The sequence below is a fragment of the Catenulispora rubra genome (assembly GCF_015356825.1).
Classification (GTDB): domain Bacteria; phylum Actinomycetota; class Actinomycetes; order Streptomycetales; family Catenulisporaceae; genus Catenulispora; species Catenulispora rubra.
In genome coordinates, this window is sequence record NZ_JAACYW010000009.1 from 75599 (window position 1) to 88137 (window position 12539).

The window sequence follows — 12539 nt, forward strand, 5'->3', positions numbered from 1 at the left end:
ACGAGGCCAGGTCCACCCCGCCACCTCCTTGCACAGCTGCACAGGGGGCGGGCACACCTCAGGAAGGTGTCCCAATGCACGGACTCGCTCATCGCCGCACCACCGCAGCACTCACCGCAGCAGCTGTCGCCCTGTTTCTCACCGCGTGCGGCAGCGACACCAAACCGTCGGCCACGAACACCAGCGGCTCCTCCGGCGCCCCGGCGTCCGGCCAATCGATCACCTACTGGGCCAGCGACCAGGGCAGCTCCATCGCCGACGACGTCAAGGTCCTGACTCCCGAGCTCAAAGCCTTCACGGCCAAGACCGGCGTCAAGGTCAACCTGGAAGTCATCGGCTGGAACGACCTGCTCAACCGGATCCTGGCCGCCACCACCTCGGGCCAGGGTCCCGACGTGGTCAACATCGGCAACACCTGGTCCGCCTCACTGCAGGCGACCGGGGCGTTCCTACCCGTCTCCGCCGACGTCATGACCCAGATCGGCGACACCGGGCGGTTCCTGCCCGGTGCGCTGGCCGCGACCGGCGCCGCGGGGAAGCCCCCGGTGGGCGTGCCGATCTACTCCACGGCCTACGGGCTCTACTACAACAAGGCCGCGTTCGCCGCCGCCGGCATCGCCAGTCCACCGGCGACCTGGGACGACCTGGTCGCGGACGGCAAGAAGCTGACCGACGGGACCAGTAAGTGGGGCCTGACCCTGGAGGCCGGCCAGATCCCGGAGAACGCCCACGCCGCGTTCGTGTTCAGCGAACAGCAGGGCGGGTCGTGGTTCGACGACGCCGGCAAGCCGACGTTCACCACGCCGCAGAACGTCGCGGCGATCAAGCAGATCGTCGGCTTCATGGCCACGGACAAGATCGTGAACCCCAGCGACGCCGAATCCTCCAACGGGACCGAGGCGCTCCAGGAGTTCGCCAGCGGCAAGGCCGCCATGCTCATGTGGCAGCCCGCCGGGGCCAACCTCGCCAAGTACGGCATGACCGCGGACCAGTACGGCGTCGCGCCGCTGCCGTTCCCGGCCAGCCCGCCGGCCGGCAGCAAGCACATCGACTCCATGGTCGGCGGGATCAACCTGGCGGTGTTCGGGAACACCAAGCACAAGGACGCCGCGCTGCAGTTCGTGAAGTTCATGACGAGCCAGCCCGAGGAGATCACGCTCAACAAGGCCTACGGCTCGCTGCCGTCGGTGTCCGACGCCTACTCCGACCCGGCGTTCAAGACCACCGACGACACGGTGCTGCAGAACGTCCTGGCCTCCTCGGCGACCGCGATGCCGGAGATCGTGCAGGAGAGCCAGTTCGAGACCTCCGTGGGCACGGCTATGAAGACCCTGTTCGCCGACGCCGCCGGCGGCAAGGCGATCACGGACTCCATGGTCGGCGACGCGCTCAACCAGGCCCAGCAGAAGATGGAAGCAGGGGGCTGACCCACTGCGCACGGCGGCCGGTCCGCACCCCGTCTCACCAGGGGGCGCGGGACCGGCCGCCGCGACCGGTCGGCGGTACCCCGTGTCCGGAACGGAAGGAAACGCGCTCACGATGACCGTAGCCACCGACAGCGATCGATCCCTGCGTCGGCTGGCGGCGGCCGATCGCCGCCGGTCGACGCGGCACAAAGCGCTGCCGTACCTGTTACTGCTCCCCGCGATCTGCTTCGAGCTGCTGGTGCACGTGATCCCCATGCTCGTCGGCGTCTGGATCAGCTTCAAGCAGCTCACCATCTACTTCATCCGCAACTGGACGGGCGCCCCGAGCGCGGGCCTGAACAACTACCGGTTCGCGCTGAACTTCAACAACGCGGTCGGCAAGGCCCTGCTGCACTCGTTCTTCGTGACGCTGGGTTTCACAGTGCTCGTGGTCGCCATCTCGTGGCTGATCGGGACCGGCGCCGCCGTGTTGATGCAGAACCCCTTCCGGGGGCGTGGTCTGCTGCGCACGTACTTCCTGGTCCCCTATGCGCTGCCGGCCTTCAGCGCCACCATCACCTGGGAGTTCATGTTCCAGCGCGACCACGGGCTGGTGAACCAGGTCATCGTGCACGATCTGCATCTGACCTCGCACGCGCCGTTCTGGCTGATCGGGAACAACGCTTTCGTGTCGCTGGTCATCACGGCGGTGTGGCGAACGTGGCCGTTCGCGTTCCTGGTGGTGACGGCGGGGATGCAGAGCATTCCCACCGACCTGTATGAGGCTGCTGTCGTGGACGGGGCCGGGGTCTGGCAGCGCTTGCGGAAGATCACACTGCCCTCGTTGCGGCCGGTGAACCTGGTGCTGGTGCTCGTGCTGTTCCTGTGGAACTTCAACGATTTCAACACGCCGTTCGTGCTGTTCGGGAACGTGGCCGCGCCGCAGGCGAACCTACTGTCGCTGCAGATCTATGACACGTCGTTCCAGAACTGGAACTTCGGGTCGGGCTCCGCGATGTCCGTCCTGTTGCTGCTGTTCCTGCTGGTCGTGACCGTGGCCTACCTGGCCGCCACCAGCCGGGGAAGGAAGGCTGCCGATGTCTAGCACTCCCGGTCCGGCGCGCTCCCCCGGCGACGCGAAGTACCGCTCTCCGCTGGCTCCGCCGAAGTCGTTCCTCTGGACGCGGCGGATCGCGTTGACGCTGCTGGGGTTGTTCACGGCCACGCCGCTGTTCGTGATGATCAGCAGCTCGGTGAAGCCGTTGGTCGATGTGCAGGGGTCGTTCGACTGGCTGCCCTCGCACCTGACGTTCCAGCCGTATGTGGAGATGTGGAGCACGGTTCCGCTGGCTCGGTACTTCGTGAACAGCACGGTCGTGGCGGCGTGTTCGACGGTGATCTCGGTGGTGATCGCGGTCTTCGCGGCCTACGCGGTGAGCCGCTACCGCTTCCGAGGACGGCAGGTGTTCCGCGTGACGGTGCTGTCCACGCAGATGTTTCCGGGGATCTTGTTCCTGCTGCCGCTGTACTTGATCTACGTGAACATCGGGAACGACACGGGCATCACGCTGTCGAACACCCGGCTGGGCCTGATCGTCACGTATCTGACGTTCACGCTGCCCTTCTCGATCTGGCTCCTGGCAGGCTACTTCGATTCGATTCCGCGCGAACTGGACGAGGCCGCGGCGGTGGACGGCAGCGGGCCGTTGGGCACGTTGCTGCGGATCGTGGTGCCGGCGGCCCGGCCGGGGATCATCACGGTGGGGGTCTATTCGTTCATGACGGCTTGGGGCGAAGTCCTGTTCGCGTCGGTGATGACGGATGACAACACTCGGACCTTGGCGGTGGGGCTGCGGAACTACGCCTCAGAGAATGACGTCTACTGGAATCAGATCATGGCGGCTTCGCTGGTGGTGAGCGTGCCGGTGGTGGTTGCCTTCCTGGCCTTGCAGCGTTATCTGATCGCCGGTCTGACGGCGGGGTCGGTGAAGTAGGGCGTTGTTGGCCTGTGTGTGGGTGGCTGGTGGCGGATGGGTGTGGCGGGTGCGGTTTGCTTGTGGGTTTTAAGGGCTTTTTACGGCTTCGCGCATGGTTTGATGACCTCGCGGGGGGACGCAGTTCGGTTGAACGAGTCATTTCGCGCTGGCGGCCGCCGGTCTTCGCGAACACGACCACGCATGAGTCCGAGTCACTGCGCACGCGTCGTGCGGGCGGCCGTCTGCCCCGTGTGGTGGGCACGAAAGATCAAAGGCAGCGCGGGGTCCACTGTGCCAAGCTGACCGGACAGCCGGTGTCAAGAAATAGCGCTCAACGGCAACCGCGACCCGGTCGGGAGCGACCCTTCATTCAAGCTTTGAAACAACCGGAGGTGCTGGAGCGGCGCAGCGCGCCGGTCGCATGTCGGCGCGCTGCTCCCCCGGCGGGCGCGGAGTGGTTCAGTCGGTGTCGAGGCGCTGGACGCTCCACAGTTGGTCCGGGGAGTCCAGCTCGGTCCAGGAGACCGCCTTGGCCAAGTCTGCCGACGACCCCTGGGCGATCGTCGCGAAGCGGCCGGTGCCGACGTTCTTGAGCAGGAACCGGCTGCCATGCGGGTGGCGTCGTCGACGAGGTACAGGGCCGGGGCGATCAGCACCGGATGCCGGTTCACGGCCTGTTCGGGCGTCATCCCGTCGCGTTGCCCGCTGGGGTCGTGGAGCTGCCGGGCGTGGACGATGCGCACCTGGCGTCCGGCCTCGAAAGCGCCGCGGTAGAAGGGGTCGAAGATGCAGTGGTAGGCCGCCGGGTCGGGGCCGCCGTCCGGGGTCGCCAGCGGCGGGTATTTCTGCATCAGCCATTTGCTCGGCGTCGAGTAGACCATCGCGATGTCGGCGTCCGGTTCGATCCCGGCCACCAGCGCGCCCGCCGTATCGAACTCCTCGCCGAGCCGGGCCAGTTCGGCGTAGACGCGTCCGGGCTGCCCGCTGTGGGGCAGGATCCCGCCCCAGTACGTCTCGGCGCCGAAGTGCGGGGTGTGCCAGTGCCAGTACTCGATCATGCGCGCGCCCCGGCCGACCAGCGCCCAGGCGGCCTGCCGCCACTGCCCGTCGAAGGCCGGGCGGTTGTCCCAGGGGAAGCCGATGGAGCCGGCGTTGGTTTCGGTGACCAGGAACGGCGCCTGGCGTGAGGAGAACATCCAGTCCGCGGTCTGGTAGAGGGCCCAGACACCGGTGGTCTTCCACTTCTGTTCGTGGCTGTCCGGGGTCGGGTCCGGGAGGGCCAGGCCGTCCTGCATGTCGTAGTAGGGGTTGCCAGAGGCGATGTCGAGGCTGTCGGTCAGCTCGTCGTCCTCCACCGCGGCGCGGGTGTAGGAGATGCACGTGGTGACGAACTGCTCGTCGTCGGGCGAGATCGATCCATGGCTATTATGCAAGCAGGCTCTTATAATGGGAGCTGACTCGCCGATTCGGCACGGAAGGACATCGATGGCCACCCCGCAGGGCACGCAAGCCATACCGTCGTCGCAGACCACCGGTCGCGTCAACCAGAAGCGGCGCACCCACACCGCGATCGTCGCCGCCGCCGCGAAGCTGATGAACTCCGGCAGCGAGGTGACGATGCCGGAGGTCGCCAAGGCCGCGCTCGTCTCGGAAGCCACCGCCTACCGCTACTTCCCCGACCTGGCCAGCCTGCTGGCCGAGGCGATGGCCGACACACTCCCCGAACCGGCCGAAGCCCTGGCCGCCGTCGCAGACTCCACCGACCCCGTCGAGCGCATCGGCGCCGCCGCCGAGTACCTGGCCCGCCACGTCTTGGCCCGCCAGGGCGCGGTCCGCGCAATGATCGCCGCGACCATCATCAGGCCAGCCGCTTCATCGCAGCGCCCGGGCCTGCGCTTCGGGCTCATCACCGAGGCGCTTCAACCTCTCGCCGACTCCTCTACCGTCGACGAGGAGGCATTGACCCAGCTCAAGCGCGACCTGTCGGTCGTGATGGGAGCCGAGGCGCTGTTCTCGTTGATGGATCTCAGTGGTCTGAGCCCGGAGGACGCCGTCGCCAGCATCGTACGGACGGCGACCACACTCACCCGCGTCACGGTGGTCGGCGGATAGTCGGTAGCAGCCGGCGCAGGAAGGTATGGGGCGGGTTGTCACCGACGTGGCCTGATTCACGCCTGGCGAGGTGCGGGCTCACGTCTTGTGCAGTTTGACCCAGACCACCACTTGAAACGCGACCTGATCGGGAGCTCCGCGGTAGTCGTACTGAACGTCGACGATGCGCAGCAGCGCCACTCTGTTGTCGCTGGTGATGTTGCAGACGAGCTGGCCCGGGTGGATGCGCGCGGGGGCCAAGGTGACGCCGTAGTCCTGCTCCAGGGCGCAGTCGTCGAAGGTGCCGATGGTTCCGGGCGGGAGGACGGCGATGTCGGCGTTCCGGTTGCCGTGCAGGCTGTCGTCAGTGTCGCTGAACCAGACGTCGTCGACCTCGGTTCCCGGCGCCTTCACCACTCCCCAGTCGGGTGCGTTCGAATCCAGGTCCGCGACCTCGCCGGGCCGCAGCGTCAAGAGCCCTGATCGCCGTTCTGGTTCGGGCGGCGGCGGTTGTGGCTTCAGCGTCATGCCGGCCGGGACGCGCGGGTGACCGCTGGTCGGCTCAGGGTCCAAAGCCCAGACCGCACCTGCGGCGATGGCCACTGCGACGCCAAGAACGCCGGCCGCGAGCATGCCACGACGGCTACGCAGGCCCGGACGATCGCGCCACGGCACACGGGACCGGCCGAGAGTGGTCGTGGCGCCGACGGCAGTGGGTGGCGCCTCCGCCGAGGATGGCTCGTCCGGCACGTCAGGCAGAGCTTCACTGCCGGTCGCAGGGATAGTCAGAGCACTGACAGTTGGGGCGGCAGCGTTTGCAGCGGGGTCACCGGCCAATTCCCACAGCTGCCGCCAAGCGACCGGGTCCTCGCCGCAGCTCTGGACGAACGCCTGAAGCAGCTCCCAGCTCGGCCGGCGTCGTCCGCTCTCGGCGGTCGACAAACTGGCGTGGGAGTACCCGGACTTGTGCGCCAGCTCCCGCAATGTCAAGCCTTGGTCGTCGCGCAGCCTCCGCAGCCGGTCGGCCAGGGCCGCCAGGGCGCCGGCGCCGACGACCTCGCTCCGCTTGCGTCCTGCCACTCATCACTCCCCGGCCGAACAAGACTGAACAATAGGCATTGTTCAGTCTTGTTCACACGCGCGGCAAGGGCACGACCAGTCGGCGGAACCGCATCACATACTCCTGACATATCGCAGGCTGCTGCGATCACGAGGCAGCCGCCCGGCCGGTCGGCTGTCAGCTCGGGATGCATGGGAGTGCCGGATGAACAAAACGTTGAGGCTGAAAACCATCTCGCTCGCCACCCTCGCGCTGCTCACTTCCGTGGGCAGCGCGATGACGACGGGCATCGCCCGCGCGACCCCCGCGCAGGGCGCCCCGAGCACGGCGAGCGCCGCCCAGCCGGGCTCCGGCCTGCCGGCCGGCTTCGCCTCGTGGCCCGCCCTGTTCGCGGTGCAGAACCCGCTCAACGCCGCCGGGTTCAGCATCGCCGATGCCGCGGCGGCGAACCCGCGCTCGGGCTACACGAACTTCAGCATCGATCTCGGATCCAGGTCGCTGACCGTGTACTGGCACGGTCAGCCCAGCCCCGCCGAACTGCGCCGGATCGACGCGGTGCGGGCCGGCGGCATCGGCGTTCGCCTGGTCAATGCGGCGCATTCAAAGCTCGAACTGGACACTCAGGCGGCTGCCATCGCCCAGGACGCGCAGCTGAGCGGAGTCCATCGCGTCGCGCGGATCACCATCCCCACCGACGGCAGCGGTATCAGCGTCGGCGTCGTTGCGGACGGCAGCGGCAGCGGTAGCGGTACCGCCGCGGCGGCAAGCACCGGTCAGCTGGCGAACACCGGCCCGGCGCTCGCCACCGGCCTGCCCCACCTGCAAGCCGCACTGGCCCAAGGCGACGTCACGGTAGCGGCTCAGGCGCAGCCGACCCCGCTGTACACCCGCGAAGCGGACCTCAGCCCGTTCTATGGCGGGGACCTGCTGACGTTCAGACTGCTGTCGTCACCCAATACAGTCGGCGCGGCCTGCAGCGGCGGTTTCGCCGCCAACTGGCCCTCGCAGGGCAAGAACTACATGATCACGGCTGCGCACTGCGGCGGCGGTCTTCTGTACGGCAACACCGCGTACACCGGCGTGGGCAATCTGGTGGGGAACATAGAAGGACGCAACAAGCCGTACGACGCGGCGTTCATCAACACGACGCCCAACGGCGGCTCCGGCCCGGACGTGTACGACGGCCCACGCGTCTGGAAGCCCGGCCAGACCTCCAAGCAGGTAGCCAAGGCCGCCCACGTCGGCGTCAACAGCTTCGTCTGCACGTCCGGCGCGATCACGGGGGTGGCCTGCGGCGGCCTGGTCACCTCGACCAGCGATCTCGACTGCGGCGACACGGCACTGGGCTGCGTGCACGTCATCGACGCCTTCGACGAGAACTCGAAACCGACCATCCTCGGAGAGAACGGCGACAGCGGCGGCCCGGTCTTCACCCTTACCGGCAACGGCTCGGAGGACGTGGCAGTGGGCCTCATCCATGGAGCCGTGCCCAACTCCGCCACCCAACAATGCGACAACCCGCTGGCCCCGGTGTTCGGCTTCCCGCCCAAGATCACGTGCAGCCGCAACGTCTCCTTCACGGACGTCATCGACGCCATGGCCCCCTACAACGGCTTGAGGATCACGACGTTGGGCTGAGCGCTCGCACTCGATGGGACTCCATGCAGTTCGGTCCCAGATCCTGGTTACGGAAATCCCCCCAGCTCAGGGTTCTGAGCTGGGGCTTTTACACTTCAGATCACGCGATGGTTGTTCATACTGCGGACCGATTGAGGGCGTGTCCGCCCGCTGGTACCGTGGCGACTCGTGAATAAGGACTCGAAGATAGGTCGTGCCGGTGACCGGGAGTCGGTTCACGTCGCCGAGACGGCGGCGGCTTGAGATGGCCGTGACGCTGCCGGCCGAGAACCCCGCCGATGTCCCCGCGGTCCTGCCGGTCCCCAGCGCGCGCGTGCCGGTGGCGTTCGATGGGCAGGGCTCCGGAAGCGGCCCGTTGACCTGGGGCCAGGCCGAGATCTTGCTGACGATGCGGCAGAAGGGGTGGCTGTGCCTGGGCGGCACCCTGCCGCTCGAGCCCGGCACCACCGTCGAAGCCGTCGCCGAGGACCTGCGGTTCATGGTCTCCCGATTCCCGTCCATGCGCACGCGCCTGTCCTTCGACGACAGCGGCGTGCCGAGCCAGGTGCTGTCCGCGTCGGGCCGGACCGCGCTGGAGATCTACGACGCCGCGGATGAGGACGGCGCCCGCGAGTTGGCCGCGACGGTGGATGTGCACTACCGCACCGCTTCGCGCGACCTGGAGAACGAATGGCCGGTGCGCATGGCCGTCGTACGGCGCGACGGCGTGCCCACATACCTGGTGGTCTACTCCTGCCACCTGGTCACCGACGGTTTCGGCGCACAGATCATCGGCCGGGACATGGCGGCGCGGGACACCGAGCCTCCGTCCGGCACCGAGCAGCTGGACCTGGCCCGCTGGCAGCATTCTGAGGCGGGGCGGCGCCAGAGCGCGGCATCCCTGCGGTACTGGGAGAAGAGGCTGCAGGCGGCGGAGCCGCGGCCATTCCCCCGATCCGCCGACCGGCGCGAGCCGCGGCACTGGACCGGGGAACTGACTTCGCCGGCTCTGAACCTGGCGGTGCGGGCGATCGGCGGACGCACCGGGGCCGATTCGCCATCAGTGCTGCTGGCGCTCTACGCGATCGCGCTGGGTCGACGCGGCGTGCTCAGCCCCGCGGTCATCAGGCCGCAAGCGAGCAACCGGTTCCGCCCGGGCCTGGCCGGGATGGTGTCCAACCTCGTGCAGACCGGCATCTGCGTCATCGAGACCGCCGACAGCACAGTCGACCAGGTGATCGCCAGAGCGCAGCGCGATGCCATGGCCGCGTACAAGCACGCGTACCACGACCCCGCCGGTCTTGCCGCGCTGCTCGCGCGCGACGCCGCGCAGCGCGGCCCGGAGGCTGCTCCCTGGGACGGCTACAGTTGGGCCTTCCTCAACGACCGGCGTGGCAACAGCCAGGACGGGGATGGAAAGCCCGTCACCGCCGAACAGTTGGAGCTGGAGTCGGCTCGGAGTACGTTTCGCTGGTCCATGAAGAAGGACAACCCCTTCGAGCCGCTCTACTTGCACATCCACGACACGGCCGACGCCATCGTGCTGACCATGTGCGCGGACACCCACTACCTGGCGCCCGCCACGATCGAGGGATTGGCCAGGGACATGGAGGCGGTCGCGATCGCGGCCGCGCTTGACCCGGCCGTACCCGTCGGCACGGCGGCGGCGGCAATTCACTCTTGACGGCGCACGCGCTCGCGTAGACGTCGTCGACGTGTCGGTGACCACGGTGGAGATAGCCTGCCGTAATGGCGATCCGCAAGTCATTGGAAGAGTCCGTAGTGTTCGACGGCCCCAGCGTGTACTGGGGTGCGTTCCGCAGCCCCGGCCGCAAGATCATCGAGGAGTTCAAGGCCGCGCTCACGCAGCTGCCCCGCTGATCCGCGTCACTGATCCGGTTCGGCCGCCGACCCGTTGGGCCACTATCGCGCCGATGCATTGCAAAACACGCCTTTGGGACGTGAGTTTCAGCTGTCCGCGGACGGATCAGCCAGGACTCCCCTAAGCAGGCCGGTGGACTGGCCCACCTCGATGAGGTAGCCGTCCGGGTCGCGCAGATAGCAGCGCAACTCGGATGCACGGTCGACGGGCTCGGTCAGGAAGGAAGCACCGGCCTCAACGGCTCGGGCGTAGAACGCGGCCATGTCGGCCACGCGCACGTTCAGGAAGCTGGACACTCGCTCGCTGTTCTGGGGCACCTCCAGAACAACGCCCGGTTTGTCGGCGGTGGGGCCGCCCCCGGGGTTCATGATGACCCAGCTGTTGGCGATCTTCACGATCGCCGGGTTCTCCTCCATGACGACCTCGCCGCCGAAGACGTCGGCATAGAACCGTCGCGAGACCGCGACATCGCGCACGGTCAGGAAGAGCGTGAGCAGGAGACCGTCTTCAGGCACGGGAAGGTCACCGGGTGATCTCATCATTCATCGTCCTCTCGACTACATGTTGCTTGGCGGAGTCCTGTGGGGTTTCAGGACCGGGGGCACGGAGCGATCACCGCTACCACCAGTGTTGACCGAACAGGGCTTCCTTCTGTGACAGGCAGAGCAGCAGGCCTCCCACAGCGTCACAAAGAGCCGACCAGTCCGGTCTAAGAGTCGACAGGTCGATTCAGGCCGATTCAGGCCGAGTAACGAACAGAAGGGATGGCGACCATGTCGTACCCGGAACAGGTCTACTGGGGCGAAGCCGGCGAGGTCAGCGCACGTTTCCGCCCGGCCGACAGCGCGCCGGAGCTGGGAGAGCGAGGCGTTGACGCACACGACTACCTGGCGACCACGGCCACGACCAGGGGAGAGTTCGGGCTGTACCACGTCGAGATGAGGCCGAGGGGCGGCGGGCCCAAGACGCACTTCCACAAGACGATCTCGGAGTCCTTCTACATCCTGGAAGGAACGGTCCGTCTCTTCGACGGCGAGCGGTGGGTCGACGCCCACAAAGGCGACTTCCTGCACGTCCCGCAGGGCGGACTGCACGCTTTCCGCAACGATTCCGACGCGCACGCCGAAATGCTCTTGCTGTTCACGCCGGGTGCTCCGCGCGAAGAGTACTTCGAGCAGGTCGGCAAGCTGGCGAACGCCACGCAGGAGGAACGGGAGGCGTTCTTCGCCAAGCACGACTCCTACTTCGTGGAGTAGCCCAACCCTGATATTCCGCGGCGACCCGTGCACCGACCACCGTGGATGAGCTCCTCGGCAAGACAGCTGTCACAAACAGGGAGACCGTCTTGTCCTAGCTGCTGACAGTCCCCATTTGGAGGAAGACATGAGCGCTGAGAACACACACCTGCCCCCGGGCGTCGAGGTGATCGCAACCCTGCCGGAGGCGCCGGCCCGGATCGCGGCCGGGGCCGAAGCCAGGACCGTGCGAGTCACCCTGGCACCCGGCGATCCCGGCGCACCGCCGCATCGGCACCCGGGGCCGTTGTTCGGCTACGTGACCGAAGGCGAGATCCTCTTCGAGCTGGAGGGCGAGCCGCCCCGGGTGCTCAAGGCCGGTGACGCCGTGTTCGAGCCCGGCGGCGACGTCATCCACTACCAGGGCGGCAACAACCTCGCCGACGCGCAGTCGCAGCTGGTGGTGACCATGTTCGCGCCCCCTGGCAGCCCCGTTCTGACGCTGGTCGGCGCGGAGGAACTGGCCGAACGCCGCCACCTGCGGTTCACTCAGCCCTGACGGCCAGGCGGCGGCGAAGCCGGCGCGCGCCTACACCGCGCTCTCATCGAGGGCGCGGTGTCGCATGACCAGGGACGCCGCCACGCTCGCCGCCGCCACGCCACCGGCGTACAGCACCGCCCACCTGCCCGCGAACGTACAGGCCAGGATCGCCACGGCAGTCAACGGTAGGACGAGCCGCTGCGTCGGGGACGACTCGTGGCGGCGCGCGTGCAGCAGCCATGTGAAGAAGACGAACACCGCCGTGGGAATGGTGATCGCGGCGGCGGCACTCAGAGTGCTGATGGGAGCCTGGCCGACGGCCTGCTCGATCGCCACCTCGATCCCGGCGCCGATGGCCGCGGCGCTGGAGAAGATGAGGTAGTGGCCGTATCCCCACAGGAAAGCGCTTCGCGCACCGCTGAGATGCTCGTGGATGGGGACGACGAAGTAGATCCAGTAAGCGGCGAAGACGATCAGCAGACCGCCTGCCGCGATCGGCAGCAGGTTCTGGTAACTCCCCTTGTCCACGGTCGTCTGCACGGCCACGGTCGCGGCAGAGATCGTCTCGCCCAGGACGATCAAGGTGAACAGCCCGTAGCGCTCGGCGATGTGGCGGGGGTGCCAGGGCGTGGGGCCGCTGCGCTCGGCGACCACGGGGACGGCGAGTTCCCCGGCCGCGAGCAGAACGAACACCCACACCTGCGCGTCGCTGTGCGGCCCGAGCCCGAAGC

Annotated in this window: 12 protein-coding genes and 1 pseudogene; 9 read left to right on the forward strand and 4 right to left on the reverse strand. The window is 67.7% G+C overall.

Annotated elements, in window-relative coordinates:
* The first annotated feature begins 74 nt into the window (after nucleotides 1–74).
* The 3 genes from GWK61_RS05155 to GWK61_RS05165 all read left to right on the forward strand — a co-directional run bounded on the left by GWK61_RS05155 (nucleotide 75) and on the right by GWK61_RS05165 (nucleotide 3400).
* Nucleotides 75–1427 carry an ABC transporter substrate-binding protein gene (locus GWK61_RS05155; RefSeq protein WP_194905499.1) on the forward strand — a complete coding sequence of 451 codons (1353 nt, stop codon included), beginning with the start codon at nucleotides 75–77 and terminating at the stop codon, nucleotides 1425–1427.
* 112 nt (nucleotides 1428–1539) lie between these two features.
* The gene (locus tag GWK61_RS05160) at nucleotides 1540–2511 is read left to right on the forward strand and encodes a carbohydrate ABC transporter permease (protein ID WP_194905500.1); all 972 of its coding nucleotides are present in this window, start codon (nucleotides 1540–1542) and stop codon (nucleotides 2509–2511) included.
* Nucleotides 2504–3400, forward strand: a complete 897-nt coding sequence (locus GWK61_RS05165) for a carbohydrate ABC transporter permease (RefSeq protein ID WP_194905502.1) — start codon at nucleotides 2504–2506, stop codon at nucleotides 3398–3400. Before GWK61_RS05160 ends, GWK61_RS05165 begins: the two co-directional genes overlap by 8 nt.
* A 596-nt stretch (nucleotides 3401–3996) precedes the next feature.
* Here GWK61_RS05165 and GWK61_RS05170 read toward each other — a convergent pair.
* A pseudogene (locus GWK61_RS05170) lies at nucleotides 3997–4779 on the reverse strand (beta-galactosidase); the annotation flags it as partial.
* 88 nt (nucleotides 4780–4867) lie between these two features.
* Here GWK61_RS05170 and GWK61_RS05175 point away from each other — a divergent pair.
* Nucleotides 4868–5494, forward strand: a complete 627-nt coding sequence (locus GWK61_RS05175; RefSeq protein ID WP_194905503.1) for a TetR/AcrR family transcriptional regulator — start codon at nucleotides 4868–4870, stop codon at nucleotides 5492–5494.
* Nucleotides 5495–5572: 78 nt separating this feature from the next.
* Here the strand turns inward: GWK61_RS05175 and GWK61_RS05180 are convergent, their stop codons facing one another.
* Nucleotides 5573–6553, reverse strand: coding sequence for a helix-turn-helix domain-containing protein (locus GWK61_RS05180; protein ID WP_194905504.1), 981 nt, complete (start codon nucleotides 6551–6553; stop codon nucleotides 5573–5575).
* Between the two features lie 184 nt (nucleotides 6554–6737).
* Here GWK61_RS05180 and GWK61_RS05185 point away from each other — a divergent pair, with 184 nt between their 5' ends.
* The 3 genes from GWK61_RS05185 (at nucleotide 6738) to GWK61_RS58350 (ending at nucleotide 10031) form a co-directional block, all read left to right on the forward strand.
* Entirely contained in the window at nucleotides 6738–8171 is a 1434-nt protein-coding gene (locus GWK61_RS05185) for a chymotrypsin family serine protease (RefSeq protein WP_194905506.1), read from the forward strand.
* 244 nt (nucleotides 8172–8415) lie between these two features.
* Complete coding sequence (locus GWK61_RS05190; RefSeq protein WP_194905507.1) at nucleotides 8416–9834, forward strand: condensation domain-containing protein; 1419 nt, start codon at nucleotides 8416–8418, stop codon at nucleotides 9832–9834.
* Between the two features lie 65 nt (nucleotides 9835–9899).
* A complete protein-coding gene (locus GWK61_RS58350) occupies nucleotides 9900–10031 on the forward strand; it encodes a hypothetical protein (protein WP_267254216.1) in 132 nt (43 codons plus the stop codon).
* 87 nt (nucleotides 10032–10118) lie between these two features.
* Here GWK61_RS58350 and GWK61_RS05195 read toward each other — a convergent pair whose 3' ends face one another.
* Nucleotides 10119–10571, reverse strand: a complete 453-nt coding sequence (locus GWK61_RS05195; RefSeq protein WP_194905509.1) for a VOC family protein — start codon at nucleotides 10569–10571, stop codon at nucleotides 10119–10121.
* A gap of 234 nt (nucleotides 10572–10805) precedes the next feature.
* Here GWK61_RS05195 and GWK61_RS05200 point away from each other — a divergent pair, with 234 nt between their 5' ends.
* Both GWK61_RS05200 and GWK61_RS05205 read left to right on the forward strand, forming a co-directional pair.
* Entirely contained in the window at nucleotides 10806–11288 is a 483-nt protein-coding gene (locus GWK61_RS05200) for a cupin domain-containing protein (RefSeq protein WP_194905510.1), read from the forward strand.
* A gap of 127 nt (nucleotides 11289–11415) precedes the next feature.
* The gene (locus GWK61_RS05205) at nucleotides 11416–11826 is read left to right on the forward strand and encodes a cupin domain-containing protein (RefSeq protein WP_194905512.1); all 411 of its coding nucleotides are present in this window, start codon (nucleotides 11416–11418) and stop codon (nucleotides 11824–11826) included.
* A gap of 30 nt (nucleotides 11827–11856) precedes the next feature.
* Here GWK61_RS05205 and GWK61_RS05210 read toward each other — a convergent pair.
* Nucleotides 11857–12539: low temperature requirement protein A (locus GWK61_RS05210; RefSeq protein ID WP_194905514.1), on the reverse strand; the 683-nt coding region annotated here is incomplete at its 5' end.

Excerpts from the sequence above, each read along its gene's own strand:
- GWK61_RS05175 (WP_194905503.1), top strand. The coding sequence starts at position 4,868 with ATGGCCACCCCGCAGGGCACGCAAGCCATACCGTCGTCGCAGACCACC.
- GWK61_RS58350 (WP_267254216.1), top strand. The coding sequence starts at position 9,900 with ATGGCGATCCGCAAGTCATTGGAAGAGTCCGTAGTGTTCGACGGCCCC.
- GWK61_RS05185 (WP_194905506.1), top strand. The coding sequence starts at position 6,738 with ATGAACAAAACGTTGAGGCTGAAAACCATCTCGCTCGCCACCCTCGCG.
- GWK61_RS05195 (WP_194905509.1), bottom strand. The coding sequence starts at position 10,571 with ATGAGATCACCCGGTGACCTTCCCGTGCCTGAAGACGGTCTCCTGCTC.
- GWK61_RS05205 (WP_194905512.1), top strand. The coding sequence starts at position 11,416 with ATGAGCGCTGAGAACACACACCTGCCCCCGGGCGTCGAGGTGATCGCA.
- GWK61_RS05190 (WP_194905507.1), top strand. The coding sequence starts at position 8,416 with ATGGCCGTGACGCTGCCGGCCGAGAACCCCGCCGATGTCCCCGCGGTC.
- GWK61_RS05155 (WP_194905499.1), top strand. The coding sequence starts at position 75 with ATGCACGGACTCGCTCATCGCCGCACCACCGCAGCACTCACCGCAGCA.
- GWK61_RS05200 (WP_194905510.1), top strand. The coding sequence starts at position 10,806 with ATGTCGTACCCGGAACAGGTCTACTGGGGCGAAGCCGGCGAGGTCAGC.
- GWK61_RS05165 (WP_194905502.1), top strand. The coding sequence starts at position 2,504 with ATGTCTAGCACTCCCGGTCCGGCGCGCTCCCCCGGCGACGCGAAGTAC.
- GWK61_RS05160 (WP_194905500.1), top strand. The coding sequence starts at position 1,540 with ATGACCGTAGCCACCGACAGCGATCGATCCCTGCGTCGGCTGGCGGCG.